Annotated in this window: 18 protein-coding genes; 2 read left to right on the forward strand and 16 right to left on the reverse strand. The window is 67.6% G+C overall.

What is annotated here, in order from left to right; genetic code table 11:
- The 4 genes from A5753_RS16435 to fadD5 form a co-directional block, all read right to left on the reverse strand.
- On the reverse strand, positions 1-231 hold a 231-nt coding region (locus A5753_RS16435), incomplete at its 3' end, for an MlaD family protein (protein WP_156656135.1).
- Between the two features lie 5 nt (positions 232-236).
- Positions 237-1,106 carry an ABC transporter permease gene (locus A5753_RS16440; protein ID WP_067130199.1) on the reverse strand — a complete coding sequence of 290 codons (870 nt, stop codon included), beginning with the start codon at positions 1,104-1,106 and terminating at the stop codon, positions 237-239.
- Between the two features lies 1 nt (position 1,107).
- Positions 1,108-1,923: an ABC transporter permease gene (locus tag A5753_RS16445; RefSeq protein WP_067130500.1), complete on the reverse strand. Its 816-nt coding sequence runs from the start codon at positions 1,921-1,923 to the stop codon at positions 1,108-1,110.
- Between the two features lie 293 nt (positions 1,924-2,216).
- Positions 2,217-3,812, reverse strand: coding sequence for a fatty-acid--CoA ligase FadD5 (gene fadD5, locus A5753_RS16450; RefSeq protein WP_067130502.1), 1,596 nt, complete (start codon positions 3,810-3,812; stop codon positions 2,217-2,219).
- A gap of 182 nt (positions 3,813-3,994) precedes the next feature.
- On the opposite strand from fadD5, the gene A5753_RS16455 reads away from it, so the two are divergent.
- Entirely contained in the window at positions 3,995-4,675 is a 681-nt protein-coding gene (locus A5753_RS16455) for a GntR family transcriptional regulator (RefSeq protein ID WP_197694721.1), read from the forward strand.
- Here A5753_RS16455 and A5753_RS16460 read toward each other — a convergent pair.
- Together A5753_RS16460 and A5753_RS16465 are read right to left on the reverse strand one after the other, a co-directional pair.
- Entirely contained in the window at positions 4,672-5,112 is a 441-nt protein-coding gene (locus tag A5753_RS16460; protein WP_067130208.1) for an SRPBCC family protein, read from the reverse strand. The two genes, A5753_RS16455 and A5753_RS16460, sit on opposite strands and share 4 nt — an antisense overlap.
- 92 nt (positions 5,113-5,204) lie before the next feature.
- Positions 5,205-5,690, reverse strand: coding sequence for a thioesterase family protein (locus A5753_RS16465; RefSeq protein ID WP_067130211.1), 486 nt, complete (start codon positions 5,688-5,690; stop codon positions 5,205-5,207).
- A 14-nt stretch (positions 5,691-5,704) separates the two neighbouring features.
- Here A5753_RS16465 and A5753_RS16470 point away from each other — a divergent pair, with 14 nt between their 5' ends.
- Positions 5,705-6,817 (forward strand): alcohol dehydrogenase catalytic domain-containing protein, encoded by a 1,113-nt coding sequence (locus A5753_RS16470; protein ID WP_067130506.1) that lies wholly within the window; start codon positions 5,705-5,707, stop codon positions 6,815-6,817.
- On the opposite strand, the gene A5753_RS16475 is transcribed toward A5753_RS16470, so the two are convergent.
- The 10 genes from A5753_RS16475 to A5753_RS16520 form a co-directional block, all read right to left on the reverse strand.
- Positions 6,818-7,756, reverse strand: coding sequence for an alpha/beta hydrolase (locus tag A5753_RS16475; RefSeq protein WP_067130214.1), 939 nt, complete (start codon positions 7,754-7,756; stop codon positions 6,818-6,820).
- The gene (locus tag A5753_RS16480) at positions 7,753-9,264 is read right to left on the reverse strand and encodes an NAD(P)/FAD-dependent oxidoreductase (protein WP_067130217.1); all 1,512 of its coding nucleotides are present in this window, start codon (positions 9,262-9,264) and stop codon (positions 7,753-7,755) included. Before A5753_RS16480 ends, A5753_RS16475 begins: the two co-directional genes overlap by 4 nt.
- The gene (locus tag A5753_RS16485; RefSeq protein WP_067130220.1) at positions 9,246-9,974 is read right to left on the reverse strand and encodes an SDR family NAD(P)-dependent oxidoreductase; all 729 of its coding nucleotides are present in this window, start codon (positions 9,972-9,974) and stop codon (positions 9,246-9,248) included. The genes A5753_RS16480 and A5753_RS16485 overlap by 19 nt, the downstream gene beginning before the upstream one ends.
- On the reverse strand, positions 9,971-10,369 hold the full coding sequence (locus tag A5753_RS16490; RefSeq protein ID WP_067130222.1) for a nuclear transport factor 2 family protein: 399 nt from the start codon (positions 10,367-10,369) through the stop codon (positions 9,971-9,973). Before A5753_RS16490 ends, A5753_RS16485 begins: the two co-directional genes overlap by 4 nt.
- Positions 10,366-11,124, reverse strand: coding sequence for an HpcH/HpaI aldolase/citrate lyase family protein (locus A5753_RS16495; protein ID WP_067130225.1), 759 nt, complete (start codon positions 11,122-11,124; stop codon positions 10,366-10,368). The genes A5753_RS16490 and A5753_RS16495 overlap by 4 nt, the downstream gene beginning before the upstream one ends.
- Positions 11,125-11,131: 7 nt before the next feature.
- Positions 11,132-12,100, reverse strand: a complete 969-nt coding sequence (locus A5753_RS16500; protein WP_067130228.1) for a zinc-binding dehydrogenase — start codon at positions 12,098-12,100, stop codon at positions 11,132-11,134.
- Between the two features lies 1 nt (position 12,101).
- Positions 12,102-13,277 carry a cytochrome P450 gene (locus A5753_RS16505; RefSeq protein ID WP_067130509.1) on the reverse strand — a complete coding sequence of 392 codons (1,176 nt, stop codon included), beginning with the start codon at positions 13,275-13,277 and terminating at the stop codon, positions 12,102-12,104.
- 62 nt (positions 13,278-13,339) lie between these two features.
- Entirely contained in the window at positions 13,340-14,044 is a 705-nt protein-coding gene (locus A5753_RS16510; RefSeq protein WP_067130231.1) for an NIPSNAP family protein, read from the reverse strand.
- A gap of 3 nt (positions 14,045-14,047) precedes the next feature.
- A complete protein-coding gene (locus tag A5753_RS16515) occupies positions 14,048-14,611 on the reverse strand; it encodes a hypothetical protein (protein WP_067130512.1) in 564 nt (187 codons plus the stop codon).
- A gap of 139 nt (positions 14,612-14,750) precedes the next feature.
- Positions 14,751-15,920: a CaiB/BaiF CoA-transferase family protein gene (locus A5753_RS16520; RefSeq protein WP_067130234.1), complete on the reverse strand. Its 1,170-nt coding sequence runs from the start codon at positions 15,918-15,920 to the stop codon at positions 14,751-14,753.
- Between the last annotated feature and the right edge of the window lie 64 nt (positions 15,921-15,984).

The following is a 15,984-nucleotide window of genomic DNA, read 5'->3' on the forward strand; positions in this document are numbered from 1 at the left end:
AATCGACCCCACCCGGCCGATCTCCACCCCGTTGTAGGTGACCTTCGAACCCGGATCCATCACCAACCCGGCCCGCGCCGCGAGCATGGTCAGCTGCGACTTGGCGGTGAAGCTGCCCCGAAACTGCCCGTATACCAACGCCAGAATCAGTGCGAACACGATCAAAAGCGCTACGCCGGCCAGCTTGTACGGCGGGGTCCGCGGTGGGTTGATCTGAATCGCTCGCGCCATGTCGGTTACACCGTGAGTGCGAAGTTCGGATTGACGCCATAGAGCGCCAACGCGGCGGACAACACGACAACCTGTACCGACACCAACGAAAAGCGCATCGAGCGGCCGACGGCCTCACCCACGCCGACCGGACCGCCGCCGGCGTTGTAGCCGTAGAAGCAGTGGGTGATCATCACCACCGCGGTGATGATGATGGCTTCCACGAACGACCAGAACACGTCCTCGGGACGCAGGAACGTCCTGAAGTAGTGCTCGTAGGTGCCGTTCGACTGCCCATAGATCACCGTCGTCGTGATCTGTGGCGACAGGAAAGTCATGATGATCGCCATCGAGTAGATGGGGATGATCACGACCAACCCGGCCATGATGCGGGTGGACGCCAGGAACGAAATCGACTTGATGCCCATCACTTCCAGGGCGTCGACCTCCTCGCTGATGCGCATCGCGCCCAGCTCCGCCGTGGCGCCGGCACCGACCGTGGCGGCCATGGCGATGCCGGTCACGACGGGCGCGGCGATGCGCACGTTGATCAGCGCGGCGAAGAAGCCGGTGAACGCCTCGACTCCGATGTTGCCGAGCGAGGCGAAGCCCTGGATGGCGACCAGCGAGCTACCGGACAACGTCACGAAGCCGACGATGGCGACGGTGCCACCGATGACCGCCATCGCGCCGGTGCCCATGCCGATCTGGGCGATGAGTCGCAGGGTCTCTTTGCGGTAGTTGCGTAGCGCGTGCGGAATGCTGCCGACGGCGGTCGCGCCGAACCACGCCATCTGACCCATGTCGTCGAGGCCGCGGGCCGCGGCGAGGCCGTAGCGGTTGAGGTTCTCTGCCGCCCGCGGGAAGCGCGAGCGAAGGACGGCGGATGTCGACATGTCAGTGTCCCGTCCCGAACCGCACGCCGATGGTCGTCAGCACCACGTTGACGGCGTAGAGCGCGACGACGCAGAGCACGACGGTCTCGTTGACGGCGGTGCCCAGGCCCTTGGAGCCGCCGCTCACGGTCAGGCCGCGGTAGCAGCCGACCAGTCCGGCAATGAGGCCGAATACGGCGGCTTTGACCGTCGCGATGACAACCTCGGGCAGGCCGGTGATGGTGGTCAGGGTGGCCAGGTACGCACCGCCCGACACATTCTGCAAGTAGACGCCGAACAGGTAGCCACCGACCAGGCCGACAGTGATCACCAGGCCGTTGAGCAACGTAGCGACCAGGGTCGCGGCGAGCACCCTGGGCACCACCAGGCGGTGGATCGGGTCGATGCCGAGCACCTCCATCGCGTCGATCTCCTCGCGGATGGTGCGGGCACCAAGGTCCGCGCAGATCGCCGTCGAGCCGGCACCGGCGACCACCAGCACCGTGGTCAGCGGGCCGAGCTGGGTGACGGCGCCGATCGCCGCGCCGGCACCGGACAGGTCAGCGGCCCCGAACTGAGCGAGCAGCACGTTGAGCGTGAAGATCAGCAACACGGTCAACGGGATCGAGACGAAGACGGTCGGCAGGAACGCGACCCGCATGATGAACCAGCACTGCAGGATGAATTCGCGCGCCTGGAAAGGCCGGCGGAACAGCGCTTTCCCGGTCAAGACGCACATCCGGAAGAATCCCCCGACGAGCGTCAAGGGCGTCCGCGCTTGGTCGCGCACATAATTGACCAGGTAGGGGCCTTGCCGATTCGTCGACGTTGAAGTCACCACTCCCCCCTCCGGCCGTCACCGCGCGCTTCGTGGCGTCGCGGCGGATCGTGTAGCACGCCTCGCCCCCTCACCGCTATGTAGCTGGGGTCGTCCCCACCTCGCCCCGGAATGATGCCTGTGACCATCGGCTCCCTACTGGCAAGTAGTAACGGAGACCACAGGAATGTACCCGATGGCCAAGCACGTGTGAACCGCATCCGCACAATTAACCCTTCGCCAACCGCTGGCAAACGTTACAGCTCCTGTCGCCTTTCTTCTCTACTCCTAAAACCTCTTGCCCGAGAATGGATTTAGTCGATTTGTCCGACTCCGTACCGCACCCGTAGTTCAGTCTTGAGCACCTTGCCGGCCGGGTTGCGCGGCAGGGCGTCGACGATCTCGAGCGCCTTGGGGTGCTTGTATCGCGCCAGCCGTTCGGTCAAAAACTCATCGAGCTGATCGAGCCGCAAATTGTCATCCGCGACAGCGGCCACCGCGATGGGCACCTCACCCCACTTGTCGTGGGCCCGGCCGATCACGGCGACCTCGACGATGCTGGGGTGGCTGGCGAGGACGTTTTCCACCTCGGCGCAGTAGATGTTCTCGCCACCGGAGATGATCATGTCCTTCTTGCGGTCGACCACCCACACGTAGCCCTCGGAGTCCATGCGGACGAGGTCGCCGGAGTGGAACCAGCCGCCGGCGAAGGCCTCGGCGGTGGCCTCCGGGTTGTTCCAGTAGCCGCTCATCAAAGTTGGTGCGCGGTAAACGATTTCGCCAACCTCACCGATCGGCACGTCATTCATGTTTTCGTCGACGACGCGGGCGGCCACGGTGGGGATCACCTTGCCGACCGAGCCACGTTTGCGAATGGCGTCCTCGCCCAGCAACATGCACGTCACCGGCGACATCTCCGTCTGGCCGAAGGCGGCCAGAATCTGGGTGCCGGGGAACCTCGCCGACATCTCCCGCAGCAGCGCGTCGGGTGCAGGCGCGGCGCCCCACGAGATCACCCGCAATTTCAGGTCGCGGGGGCGGGCCTGCTGTTCGGCGCAGACCGCCTGCCACTGGGCGGGCACCAGGAAGATGCCGGTGACCTTCTCCGCGGCGAGCACGTCGAGCAGCTGCCCGGGCTCGAACGCGCCGAGCGGGTAGATCACCGTCGGGATGCCGAGCAGCACCCCGGTCAGCATGTTGCCGATGCCGGCGATGTGGAAGAACGGCACACCGATGAACCCGACGTCGCTGTTGATGTCGGCGCCGTTGGTGTACAGGCCGGTCATCGTCTGGCCGGTCAGATTCGTGTGGGTCAGCACGGCGCCCTTGGGCCGCCCGGTCGTGCCCGAGGTGTACATGATCAGCGCAGGCGAGTCGTTCGGGATGTCGACGGGCCGGTGCTCTTGTCCGGACTCATTGATCAGGTCCTCGTAGCCCAGCACGCTGTCGTCGGTCGGACCGCCGGCCACCACGATGGTGCTCAGCAAAGATTCGATGTCGCGGACCCCGATGGCCACCGCTGCCAGCACGGGTTCGGTGATGATGACGCGCGCTTCGCAGTCCTGGACCAGGAAGGCGATTTCGGCCGGGGTGAGCCGGAAGTTCAGCGGGACCGCAATGGCGCCGAGCATGTTGACGGCCAGCACCGACTCGACGAACTCGGTGCGGTTGAGCATCAGGATCATGACCCGGTCACCGAAGCCGACACCCCGGCGGCTCAACGCATCGGCCAGCGCCGCGACCCGGCTGCGCAGGTCGCCCCACGTCAGGGTTTTGCCCAGGAACCGCAGCGCCGTCGCCTTCGGCTGCATCAGCGCGTGGCGTTCCAACTGGTTCACCCAGTTCTGGCGCCGGGCGAGGTACGGCTGCTCGTCCGCCTGGGTCGGATGGTTCACCAATTGCGCGGTCAAACTAAACACTCCCCTTCACTCGCGCACCGCTTGCGCCAGGTTGATATTTGATAAAACTTGGTGTTGTGTGGGTCACACTATGGCGTTGACGGTCTACTGACAAGTCCGCGTTAACACCCGTCAAAACTTCAACCCCGTCCGGCCAAGCCCACGAAAGCCCTGGCAGTCCCGTGAACGCACCGATGTCAATGCAGCCGAGGAGTCGGCGGCCGCTGCGCCGGGCGCAGTTGTCCGACGCGGTGGCTGGCCATCTGCGGGCCGCGATCATGTCCGGCACGCTGCGGCCGGGGACGTTCATCCGCCTCGACGAGACCGCGGCAGAGCTCGGAGTCAGCGTCACCCCGGTGCGTGAAGCCCTGCTGAAGTTGCGCGGCGAGGGCATGGTTCAGCTCGAACCGCACCGCGGCCACGTCGTGCTGCCCTTGACCCGGCAGGACATCGAGGACATCTTCTGGCTGCAGGCATCGATCGCGCGGGAGCTGGCGGCCGCGGCCACCGACCACGTCACCGAGGCAGAGATCGACGAGCTGGACCGCATCAACGACTCGTTGGCCGCGGCCGTCGGGTCCGGCGATGCCGAGACCATCGCGGGCATCGAGTTCGCGTTCCACCGAGTCTTCAACCAGGCGAGTGGGCGCATCAAACTGGCCTGGTTCCTGCTCAACGCCGCGCGCTACATGCCGGTGCTGGTCTACGCCGCCGACCCGCAGTGGGGAGAGGCCGCCGTCGACAACCACCGCCAGCTGATCGCCGCGCTGCGCCGGCGCGAAACCGCCGCGGTGATCGAGCACACCCTGTGGCAATTCACCGATGCCGCGACCCGACTGGCCGAGATGCGCGACCGCACCGGAATCTTCGACTAGCTCGCGGCCAGCTGCTCGGCGCGCTGCTTCAGGCTTTCGGCCAGATGGTCGAGCACATTGTTGAGGAGTTGCTTCACCATCGGTGCCGGCACCGGCATCGATGTTTCGACGTCCAGATCGACAGTCAGCAGGCTGGACGTCCCCATCGACACCACGCTGAACAGCTGCTCCTGCTTGGTGAAGAGGTCGCCCTGCTGCAGGACGGTCTGGATCTGGTTTTCGCCGGGGTAGTACACGGCCTGGATGAACATGCTCTGCATGCCTTGGTACTCGGTGTCGAGCCGCAGCTGGCTGGGGCGCCCGTCGTCGTAGCGGGCGAGCACCCAGAGACCCTTGATCTCCTGGTTCCACTGCGGGTAGGCCTCGAAGTCGCCGACGATCTTCATGATCAACGCGGCGTCGGCGTCCACCTCGACGGTCTTGCTCATGACTGGCATGCGCGAAGCATAGCCGGACGGCGGATCTCCTTGCGGTGCCTTCGCGGCCGCCTCGACGGCGAAAGCCCTGGTGTCAGGCCGTTATTGGGCTCTTATTCGTCGACGGCGGCGGTCGCCAGCAGCGCCCGGACGGCGTCGGGGATCGGGACGGGCTTGCGGGTGACCCGGTCGACGTAGACGTGCACCCAGTGCCCCAGCGCGGTGATGGGTTGCGCGTCGCTTTCAGCGGGCTCGTTTCCGGCGGCCGGGAACACGCCCAGGCGGTAGGTGACGCTGCTGCGGCCCAGCCGCGTGACGGCCAGGCCGACCACGAGGTTCTGCGGGAATTGCAGTTCGGTGAAGTAGCGGCAGCCCGATTCGGCGACGATGCCCAGCGCGGGCGTGGTGATCGGGTCCAGCTCGGTGCTGGTGTTGATCCAGGCGTTGATCGCGGTGTCGAACAGCTGGTAGTACACGGCGTTGTTGAGGTGGCCGAACATGTCGTTGTCGGCCCACCGGGTTCCGACCGGCCACAGCACCGGAAAGTCGTTGCTGGTCAGCCCGTCCGGTGCGGGCGGAACTACGGAAGCCGACGTCATGGTTGTATTCCAGCATGTCTGGAATTCGGGGCGCGGTACTGGAGCGCATCGCGTCACCGCGGCCCTACGCGCAGTCGCGGCCGATCAGCATCGCCGAACTCGACCTCGCACCCCCGGGCCACGACGAAGTCCTAGTCCGTATCGAGGCGGCCGGCGTCTGCCACTCGGACCTGTCGGTGGTCGACGGCAACCGGGTGCGGCCGGTGCCGATGTTGCTCGGCCACGAGGCCGCCGGGATCGTCGAGCGGGTCGGCGAGGGGGTCGACGACCTGGCCGTCGGCCAGCGGGTGGTGCTGGTGTTCTTGCCGCGCTGCGGTCATTGCGCGGCCTGCGCAACCGAGGGCCTGACGCCGTGTGAACCGGGCAGCGCGGCGAACGGCGCAGGCACCTTGCTCGGCGGCGACATTCGGCTCAGCCGGGCCGGCCACCCGGTCTATCACCACCTCGGTGTCTCGGGATTCGCGACGCACGCGGTCGTCAATCGGGCCAGCGCGGTCGCGGTGCCCGAAGAAGTGCCGGCCGACGTCGCCGCGCTGCTGGGTTGCGCGGTCCTCACCGGCGGCGGCGCGGTGCTCAACGTGGGCCATCCGCGGCCAGGCCAGACGGTCGCCGTGGTCGGGCTCGGCGGTGTGGGGATGGCGGCGCTGCTTACCGCGCTCACCTACGACGATGTCCGGGTGGTCGCCGTCGATCAGTTGCCGGAGAAGTTGGCCGCCGCCCGCCGCCTGGGCGCCCACGAGGCGTACACGCCGCAGCAGGCCGCCGAGGCCGGGGTTAAGGCCGCGGTGGTCGTCGAGGCCGTCGGTCATCCGGCCGCACTGGAGACCTCGATCGGCCTGACGGCCCCCGGTGGGCGCACCATCACCGTGGGTCTGCCGCCGCCGACCGCACGAATCAGCGTGTCGCCGTTGGGTTTTGTGGCGGAGGGCCGGTCGCTGATCGGGAGTTACCTGGGCTCTGCGGTGCCCAGCCGGGATATCCCCCGGTTCGTGGAGCTGTGGCGGTCGGGTCGGTTGCCGGTGGAATCGCTGGTGTCGTCGACGATTCCGTTGGAGAACATCAACGAGGCGATGGACAATCTGGCCGACGGCACCGCCGTGCGGCAACTGATCAGGTTCGACGGCTAGTTAGTCGCCGTGCAATGCGTCGGACAGGGCGTGGCCGTGTAGCGCGAACAATCGTTGCGAGCCGGCCCAATCGGGCAGCAGCGAATCGAACCCGTGACAGGCGCGCGCGAAGACGTGCAGCTCGGCCGAGACCCCGGCGCGCAGGAGCCGTAGCGCGTAATCGAGCGCCTCGTCGCGGAACGGGTCGATCTCAGCGCAGGTGATCAAAGCCGGTGGCAGTCCGGCGATTTTGTTGCGCCGCGCGGGCACCGAGGCAGCCGAGGCGCCGGCCGGTCCCAGGTAGTGGCGCCACATCAGTTCGGCGGCCTCGCCGTCGAACGCCGGACTGGTGCGGAACTCCACCTTCGATCCGGTGATCCGATCGTCGAGCACCGGTTGGTGTAGCAACTGGAAGGCCACCGGCGGCAGTGTCCTGTCGGCGGCCCGCTGCGCAAGTCCGGCGGCCAGGGCGGCGCCGGCGCTGCTGCCCGCGACGGCCAGGCGTCCCGGGTCCGCTTCCAGATCCCCCGCGTTCGCGGCCATCCACCGCAGCACGGCGCTCGCATCCTCGAGGGCAGCCGGGAAGGGGTGTTCGGGGGCGAGCCGATAGTCCACCGAGACCACCGTGCAGCGGCCGCGCCGCGAAAGTTCCACGCATTGGCGGTGATCGGTGTCCAGGTTGCCCAGCGCGAAACCACCGGCGTGGCAGTACACCACGCCCGGCGCCCGGTCGTCAGGTCCACCGCGATAGATGCGCACGCTGACGCCGCCGGACTCCGTGGGCACGCGATCCTCGGCGATCCGGACCCCGCGCGCATCGGTCTGCCCGGCGGTCAGCCGGCGGCGCTCGTTGAACGGTTCGCGGGTGAGTCCTATTGCGGCCGACGAGAACTCGGTCCGCGTCGTAGCGACGTCACGCAGTGCGGGATCAAGCCGATTGGCGCCGTCCAGCTCCGTCACCGCACATCCCGCTGCGCGGCGGTGACCGCCTCGGTCGCCGACGTGGCGGGCGCGGTGAAACGGAAGTCGGCCGGGGAGAACCTGCGCGTCATGCTCCAGAAGGCGCGCGCGCTGCGCGGCCACTGGGTGACCACTCGCCCGTTGGGGGCGCGGAAGTAGTTGCTGCACTGGGTGGTCCAGACGGTTCCGACCATCCATCGATCGATCTTGGTGACGAAGTCGGCCAGCGCGGCGGGTCGCACCGCGATGTAGCGCTTGCCCCTGCGCCGCAAATATTTCAGGGCCCGCACGATGTAGCGCGCCTGCGCCTCGAGGATGAAGATGACGCTGTTGGACCCGACGTTGGTGTTGGGTCCGTACAGCATGAAGAAGTTGGGGAAGCCCGGCACGGCCATGCCGAGGTAGGCGTGGGCCCCGTCCCGCCAGACCTCCCGCAGGGTGACGCCGTCTTCGCCGACCACGTCCAGCTCCGCGAGGTAGTCGGCCGCGGCGTATCCGGTGGCGCAGACCACCAGGTCCACCTCGCGTTCGGTGCCGTCTTCGGTCACCAGGGACCGGGCCCTCAGCGAGCGCGCCGGGCTGCTCACCACCTCGACGTTGGGCCGAATCAGCGCGGGCAGGTAGTCCGAGGAGAAGACCAGCCGCTTGCACCCCATCGGGTGATCCGGCGTGAGCTTGCGGCGCAACTCCTCGTCAGTGACGGTCTTCTCGAGCAGCCCCAGCGCGACCGCCTTGAATTCCTCGGTCTTTTCGCTGCCGTGCTCGATCACCGCGATGTTGGATTCGCTGCGCAGCCACAGCCGGGTCCGGTAGAGCTTTTTGGCGAACGGGAGGTGCGCGAACAACCAGCGTTCGCGCTGCGTGTAGTGCCGGTCCGGTTTGGGCAGGATCCAGGTCGGCGACCGTTGCACCGAATACACCTTGTCGGCGACCTTGGCCAGTTCGGGGATCAGCTGGGAGGCCGTCGAACCGGTGCCCAGTACGGCGATCCGTTTGTCTTGCAACGGGATCGAGTGATCCCAGCGCGACGAGTGCATCAGGGTTCCGGTGAACGGCTCTTCCTCGACGAGGTCCGGAAGCAGCGGCCGGGTGAACAATCCGACCGCCGAGACCACCACGTTGAAGTGGTGCAGCTCGCCGGACGCGGTGGACAAGCACCACAATTGACTATCGGGATCCCAGTGTGCCGCTTTGATTTCGGTCCGCAGGCGCAGGTGTGGACGCAACCCGTATTTGGCGGCGCATCGCTCGAAGTAGTCCAGGATCTCGGGTTGCGCTGACCATAGGCGCGACCAGTCGGCGTTCAGGTCGAACGAGTAGGAGTAGAGGTGCGATTTGACGTCGCACGCCAGCCCCGGATAGGTGTTGATTCGCCAGGTGCCCCCGACGCCGTCCTCCCGGTCAAAGATGGTGAAGCTGTCAAACCCGGCGCGCGACAACATGATTCCTAGCGCCAGGCCACCGGGCCCGGCGCCGATGATGCCGATGTTCATCGGATCTGCAGGCATTGCCCACCGTCGATGACGAGTTCGGAGCCGGTGATGAACGATGCCTCGTCAGACACCAGGAAGGCCACGGCGTCGGCGACTTCATCGGCCTCGCCAATCCGCCCGAACATGGACGCCTCGACCAGCCGCGCCTGGGTGGCCGCGTCGAGCATCGATGTGGCAATCGGCCCGGGGAAGATGGCGTTGACCCGGACGCCGGAGGGGGCGAGTTCGGCCGCGACGGTCTGGGTCAGCCCGCGTAGCGCCCACTTCGACGACCCGTAGGCGCTGTGCTGCGGGAAGGGGCGGATCGCACCGGTGCTGCAGATGTTGACGATCGAGGCGTTCGGCGCCTTGAGTAGCTGTTCCAGCGCTGCGCGCATCCCGAGGAATGAGCCCAGACAGTTGACCCGCCAAGCGGTTTCGAAGCCGTCGGGCGTCTCCTCGGTCAGCGACGCCCGGTGCAGCACGCCGGCGCAGTTGACCAGCGTGCTCAGCGACCCGAAGCGCGCGACGACCTCGGCGACCACGGTTTGCCACTGCTCGGGTGAGGTGACGTCCAGCTCGAGGGCGATCGGGCCATCGTCGTCCGCTTCGCCGACCGCGGTGACCAGTTCGGCTGTCCGCAGGTCGCACGCCGCCACCGAAAACCCTTTGTCTCGCAGGCGTTTGGCGATGGACCAGCCTTGCCCGCCGGCGGCTCCAGTCACCAGTGCGACGCGTTGATTCATGCTGGGCTCACCTCTGGGCTGTCGGCCAGTCCGGCGCTGGTGACGAAGCGGCAGCGGCGGCGTGCAAAGAACCACTGCCCGTCGACGCGGGTCAGCTCGTCATCGTAGATCGCGGGCCGCAGCTGCAGGTCGCCCGCGCGAACGAACAGCACCTGCGATCTGGCCGCGGCGCGCTCCCCGTCGACCTCGATCCGCACGCTGCCGTTCAGGTGCAGGCCGCGGGCCGCGGCGCGGAACATGCCCGCGATGGCGTCATGACCGGCGTAAGTTTTGCCATAGACCAGGAATTCGCCGTCGGGGGCGAACAGCCGGGCGCATTCGTCGACGTCGCCGACGTCGAGTGCCAGAGCGTAGCCGGCGAGGAGCTCACGGATTTTAGCCTCGTCGTCTGTCATTGCGTGGCCTCGCGCAGGTGCTCCGCGGCGCCTCGTCGCAACGCCTGTGACTCGGCTGCCAGGGTGATCATGCCGAATCCCAACTGCGCCATGGCGTGACCCGTCTTGCCGTCCCCGGCGTGAATGCCGGTGACGAGGCCCGCCTCCGACGCCGCCCGGTGGATGCGCACGATCGCGGCGAGCACGTCCGGATGACGGGTGGCGCCGACGACGCCCACGCCCAGCGAAATGGCCAGATCGGCTGGGCCGACGTAGATTCCGGTCAGGCCGTCGACGGCGCAGATCTCGTGGATGCCGGACAGCGCGCCCGCGGTCTCGATCATCGCGAACACGGCGGCCCGTGACTCGTGGGCGGCGGGATCGTGGCCCAGGCTGGCGCGCAGCGGACCGAAGCTGCGCACGCCCCGCGGCGGGTAGTGGCTGGCGGCCACCGCCGCGGCGGCCTGGTCCGCCGACTCGATCATCGCGATGACGACGGCGTCGGCGCCCGCGTCGAGAACCCGCCCGATCGGCGCCGCGTCGGCATCGGGCAGGCGCACCACCGTGCCGACGGCCAGGTGCTCGGTGCGGCGCAGGATTTCGGCGATGCCGGCGTCGTCGAGATAGCCGTGTTGGGCATCGAAGCCGACGTAATCGTAACCGGCACGGGCGAATTCCTCGGGCCCCAGCGCCGTGGGGCCGGTGACCCAGCCGCCGAATATCGGGGCCTTGCGGCCCAGCGCCAGCTGTAGGGCGCTCGGCGAGGCGTCTGTCATGGTCGACTCATTCGGCGATGGCGATCTTGATGCGTTCGGCGACCGGCCGGCAGGCTAGTTCGAATGCGTTCTGCACCCCGTCGATGCCGAAGGTGTGGGTGAGGTAGGCGCCCAGCAGCCACGGGTGCTCGGCGGCGAACTTGCCGGCCAGTTCCAGCATCCGCCGGCGGTCCAGCGTCACACCGGATTTCAGGGTCAGGTTGTTGCGCAACATCGTCCGCATGCTGATCGGATACATCTCGTCGTCGGCGACACCGAAATAGAACACGGTACCGCCGGGGGCGGCCGCGTCGATCGCGTGGTTCAGGGTGGCGACCTGGTGACCGACGGCCTCGATGACGACGTCTGCGCGTTCCGTGGGCCCGAGTTGACTCACCCAGCGGTCACTGGTGGCGCGCACCGGCTCGTCGACCCCGAAAGCCCTTGCCAGGTCGCGGCGATCAATCGGGTCGACCCCGGTGACGCGTCGCGCGCCCGCCGCCTTGGCGACATAGGAGAACAACAGGCCGATCGATCCCTGCCCGATGATCGCGACGTGCCGGCCGGCCAGGTCGCCGAGTTGGTCGCAGGCGTAGAGGACGCACGCCAGTGGCTGCAGCCCCACCGCCTGGGCCGGGGTCAGCGCCGGATCGTAGGGCGCCAGTCCTTCGCCGTCGCTGACGATGCGTTCCATCATGCCGTCGAACCCGGAGGCCCAACCGACGACGTGATCGCCGGGACGGTGTGCGGGATGCCTGCTGGCGATCACCTCGCCGGCGACCTCGTGAATGGGAAAACCGTCTTTCTCGGGTCCGCTGCGGCCGTCGTCACCGGGGATCCGTCCCTTGGCGCCGCGAAAGGCCGGCAGATCGCTGCCGCAGACACCCGCGGCCGAAAACCGCAGCAGCACCTGCCCGTCGGCCAGGCATTCGGGTGACTTGTCGTCAATCGTGGTGCGCTCGAACAGGTATGGGGCGACGATCCGGTGGCACCACACGTCAGACCTCCACCGGAATGTTGTTCCAGCCCCACTGGAAGCTGGACGGCAGCCGGGTTGCCGTGTCGTCTCGAATCGCGTAGTCCGGTACCCGGCGAAGCCATTCGGCCAGCAGCACAGCCACTTCCAGCCGCGCCAGGTGGTATCCGATGCAGAAGTGCTGGCCACGGCCGAACGCCAGCGAGCGTCCGATGGGCCGGTCCCAGATGAACTCGTCGGGCTCGGGGTATTCACGCTCGTCGCGGTTGGCCGAGGCGAGCAGGGTGATGACGCGCTGGCCCGGGTTGAGGGTCTGGCCGTGAATCTCGAAGGGCTTGCGCACCGTTCGGGCGAACCACTGCGCCGGCGCGCAGAACCGGATCATCTCGTCGCGCGCGACGAGCACGTTGTTGTCCAGATCGGCGCGCACGGCGGCCAGCTGGTCGGGCCGCCGGTTGAGCTCCCAAAGTCCGTGCGCGACGATTTTCGGCACCGTCTCGGTCCCCCCGATGAAGATGCACAGCATCTGGGTCGCGACTTCCATGTCGTCGAGCGCGCTGCCATCGGGCAGGCGATAACCGAGCAGGCCATCCACCACGTCGAGCGGTCCCCCGGTCGGATCGGCGCGGCGGCGCGCAACCGCGGGCAGCAGATATTCGAAGTAGTTGGGCCGCGCTTGGCCGGTGTCCACGCCTTCGCCGGGCTGCGCGAGACTGCCGGCGTTGACCGTGGCGAGGACCTGTGGCGCGAGATCGGTCGGGATGCCCAGGAGTTCGCAGACGATGGCGGCGACCACGATGCCGCCGTAGTCCTGGGTCAGGTCGAACGTACCGTCTGCAAGCAGCGCATCGAGGCGTTCGTTGGCCAGCGCGCGGATCCGGCCCTCCAGGTCGGTGACCGACCGCGGCCGAAACGGCCGGGAGTGGGTGCGCCGGATCTCGCCGTAGAGGTCCGCGTCGAACATGGCGTGAAACGGCAACGGGTGCAGGGGCGGGTCGGCGACCGGCCCGCTGTTGTGTTGCGCCAGAACCGATGCCGGCGGCAGCGTGCCTTCCGAGGCGACGAACGTGCCGTCGTTGACCTCCAGCACCGTCCAGATGTCCTCGAAGCGCGACAGCGCGAACGTGTCCCACTGCGGCATGTAATACACCGGGTGGTGGTCGCGCAGGACCTTGTAGTACGGCAACGGGTTTGCCATCACCGCCGCATCGAACGGGTCGTAGCGGAAGTCGTTGATGGTCACGGCGTTCAGTCGCTCCGTCACTGCAGCGGCGACGGCGGGAGGGCCTGCAGAATGGAATCCTCCCAACCGTCACGTAACGCGGGGGCCACGCTCATCCACGTGACGATCTCGGCCGGTGGGCTCTCTTTCCAGGACGGATAGTGCTCGGCGAAACAGTCCCAGCCGCCGTCCAGCGCCCAATAGTGGATGACTTCGTTGTAGCGGAAGGTCGTGGTGAACGAACCGAGCCAGCGCTTACCGGTACGTTCCGACCACGGAACATAGAGCCGCTCCAGTTCGCGGATGTAGTCGTCTTGGCGTCCCGGTTTGGTCTGCATGATTTCTTGAATCACCAGCGGCGCGGTGAATTTGGCCTCGCGCAGCTGGCCGAGCGTTTTATTGCTGGGCCCGGGGTACATGATGCGGCCCTCCCCCGAGGCGCCGATGTCAGCCAGGAACGCCGACCATTTGCCGGACGCGGCCTCGTGGCTGCCGCCGCGCGCCTGCGCGGCCCCGATCCTCGCGTAGTCGGCGAAGCCGTCGATCTCCCAGATGACAGTCACCTGCGGCCAGTGACCGTTGTACGGCGTGGATTCCCAGATCGCGAACAGCCGAGCGCCGAGTTGCTCCATCATGGGTTGATAGGTGTCGGCGAAAATCTCGGTGAAACGGTCGCTTCGACCGGATCCCAGCGAGATCGTCTCGTGCAAGTACAGCAGGGTATGTCCGAAGTACTTCTTCATGGCCTAATCGAGCCGGATCAGCTCTGAGTCGGCCCCCAGGCCCGTGTCGCACAGCAGCGTCTCGGTGGCATCGACCGTTGCGTCCGGAATGCCCGCCGCCGCAAGCGCATAGCACTTGAACATGCGGGCCGCGCCGCTGAGCAGATGCTGCGCACGGGTGGTCGCACGATTCACCCCCAGGGGCCATCCGTCGCCCCAGAGGGCGACCTCGATCAGCCGGCTGTCCAGCGACTCGAGCACCGCGTCACGCACCCGGGCGTCGTCGGTGAACGCCTGCGCGCTGACGGCCAGGGTCGTCGAGCCCGCCCCCAATCCTGCGAGCTCCGGCTCGAGGTCCGCGGCCCGCACCCCCAGGATGCGCAGCGAGCGGGTGTCGCAGCCCCGCGGGAGCAGCACGGTCACTTCCCAACCGGCCATGGCCCGGTCGTAGAGCCAACCACCGGCCGACTGCACGACATCGACGGCGCTTGCCGCGACGACGTCGAGCCGGTAACGCAAACCCTCACCGTTCGCGCGGGTTGCTTTCACGGCGCTGCTCTTGCTGATGTCGAACGTGGGAGCGACCATCGATCCATTCCTCACCACCAGTTCGCTGGCGGGTCTCAAGCGCTTTGTCATGGGCTGGAGCCGCTTCACGCGCGGGGCGATGCGACTCACCGGACAGCGTGACACTTCTGGCGGAATTTGTAAAGCTCCCCGCGGCCCCTCAGGACCCGCGGCGCGCCTTGAGGTCGGCCAGCACTTCCTCGGTGTGCTGCCCGAGTTCCGGTGCCGCAGAACGCGGTGCCCAGGGAGTACCGTGAAAATCCGCCGGTGTGGCAACCATCGGCACGGCGGCTTCGCCGTCGGGGACGTCGACGATGCCGCCCGCGGCGTGGAACTGCTCGTCGGCGACGACGTCCTCGAGGGTGTTGATCGGTGACCAGAAGAAGTCCGGTTCGCCGGCGAACACCTCCGCCCATGCGTCGAGGGGGCGGGTCGAGAAGATGTCATCCAAAGCGGCGATCAGCTCGGCCGAGTTGACGGCGCGGGAGCGGGCATCGGCGAACCGCGGATCGTCGCGCCACTCGGGCCGGCCCACCGCACGGCACAGCGCCGGCCAATGCCGCTCGGCCTCCAGGCCCACGATCCAGAATCGCCGGCCGTCGGCGGCGGCATAGTTGTTCATGCACGGATTGCCCATCGTTTCGCGCTGGCCGATCGCGATCGGCTGCCCGCTCATCAGATAGGTGTTGAGGTCGAAGCTCACGGTGTAGGCGCCCTGCCGGTACAGCGAGGTCGTCACCAGCTGGCCCGTCCCGGTCCGTTCGCGGGCAAGCAGGGCGGCGCACACGGCCGCGGCCATCGTCATGCCGGCGGAGTGGTCGCCCATGCCGCCGCGCTGAAACGGGGGTGTGTCGCCGGGGCGGGTGAGCAGGTGAGCCACCCCGGCCCGGGACCAGAAGGCGGCAACGTCGAAGGCGGCGCGGTCGGCGTCGGGTCCGTCTTCCCCGTACCCGGTGATGAGGCCGTAGACCAGGCGTGGGTTGGCCGCCGACACCGCCCCGAAGTCCAGGCCGAGGCGCCGTAGCGCGCCGGGCCGCACATTGGTCACGAAAACGTCGGCGTCACTGAGCAATTCGGACGCGGCGCCGCGGCCCTCGTCGGTCCCGAGGTCCAGTACGACGCTGCGCTTGGACCGGTTGTCCATCTCGAACGGCGGGTTGAGGCCCAGGTCGCAGCCCAGCATCCGGCCGAACAAGCGCGCCGGATCACCGGCCGGTGGCTCGATCTTGATCACGTCGGCGCCCCAGTCCGCCAGGATGCCGCCGGCGGCCGGCCCGGCCACCCAAACCCCGAGTTCGACGACTTTGACGCCTGCTACCGGTCCCGCCATGGGTAAGTTCCCGCTCTCTGCCATCCGAGCGTCACGCCAGCGCAACGCCGCATACCGAGTGCCA

The organism is Mycobacterium sp. 852002-51971_SCH5477799-a, from assembly GCF_001667145.1.
Lineage (GTDB): Bacteria > Actinomycetota > Actinomycetes > Mycobacteriales > Mycobacteriaceae > Mycobacterium.